The organism is Pseudomonas sp. MD195_PC81_125, from assembly GCF_014060985.1.
GTDB classification, from domain to species: Bacteria; Pseudomonadota; Gammaproteobacteria; order Pseudomonadales; family Pseudomonadaceae; genus Aquipseudomonas; species Aquipseudomonas parakoreensis.
In genome coordinates this window covers 1-932 of sequence record NZ_JABULD010000907.1, presented here as the reverse complement: position 1 = coordinate 932, position 932 = coordinate 1, and the positions used below count along the sequence as shown (strand labels likewise).

At 54.3% G+C, this 932-nt stretch carries 1 protein-coding gene and 1 pseudogene; one reads left to right on the top strand and one right to left on the bottom strand.

The genetic code is table 11. The features are described from left to right. A pseudogene (locus tag HT737_RS30270) lies at positions 1 to 273 on the bottom strand (peptidase P60); the annotation flags it as partial. 248 nt (positions 274 to 521) lie between these two features. Between HT737_RS30270 and HT737_RS30265 the strand changes: the two are divergent. Beyond that, a partial coding sequence (locus HT737_RS30265) for a TM2 domain-containing protein (protein WP_182404659.1) occupies positions 522 to 932 on the top strand: 411 nt, incomplete at its 3' end.

Genomic DNA, 932 nt, shown 5'->3' with positions numbered 1-932 from the left:
CCCCCAACGGTAGGGAGTACCGAGGACGTTCACCGCACGGCTCAGGACGTTGCTGCTTTCCTTGTTGGCCATCGGTGGCACCAGCTTGCCGTGACTCTTGCTGGCAAGCGTGGTGTGTTTCGTTTGTTTGCTGCTCTTGCTCGAAGGAGCCGAAGCATGGGATTTAGGGGTGAAACCGTTGACGTTGGGAAGACGTTGCTCACGATTGGTGGCGTGGGCGGCCAGTGGCATTAATAGGCAAATAGTTAGCCATGTCTTGAAAAATGGTCGCATTAGGCGTGGCTCTTAGGTGGTAGCGCGCAACTTTATAACAGCTTTTTTGTCCCTACCGAGGCCGTTGGTCGATTCAATCGGGAGGCAACGGAACCAAACAAGCGGCAAATGGACGCGATTGTCCGACAGAAGTCCGGTGGTATAAGGCTTTGACGGACGACACAGTAACATTTGCCGTACGTCGGCTCCCTGTAAAAAAGTCACAAAGAATTAAAGAAAATTTATCTATCGAGTGAATCGAGGTCTTCATGAACCGCTATCAGCAGGTCGCTGCACCGCAAGATACGCACAGCAAAATCATCGGTTATCTGCTGTGGATTTTTGGTTTCACGGGCGCTCACCGCTTCTATTACGGCAAGCCGGTGACCGGGACGATCTGGTTCTTCACCTTCGGTCTGCTGGGCATTGGCTGGCTGATCGACGTGTTCCTGATCCCGGCGATGGATCGCGAGGCGGATCTGCGTTTCACCGCAGGGCCGATCGAATACAACGTGGCGTGGATTCTGCTGACGTTCCTGGGCGTGTTCGGCGTGCACCGGATGTACCAGGGCAAGTGGATCAGCGGGTTGCTGTATCTGCTGACCGGCGGGTTGTTCTTTATTGGTGTGCTGTATGACTTCTGGACCCTGAATGATCAGGTGTCGGTGCGCAACGCGCAG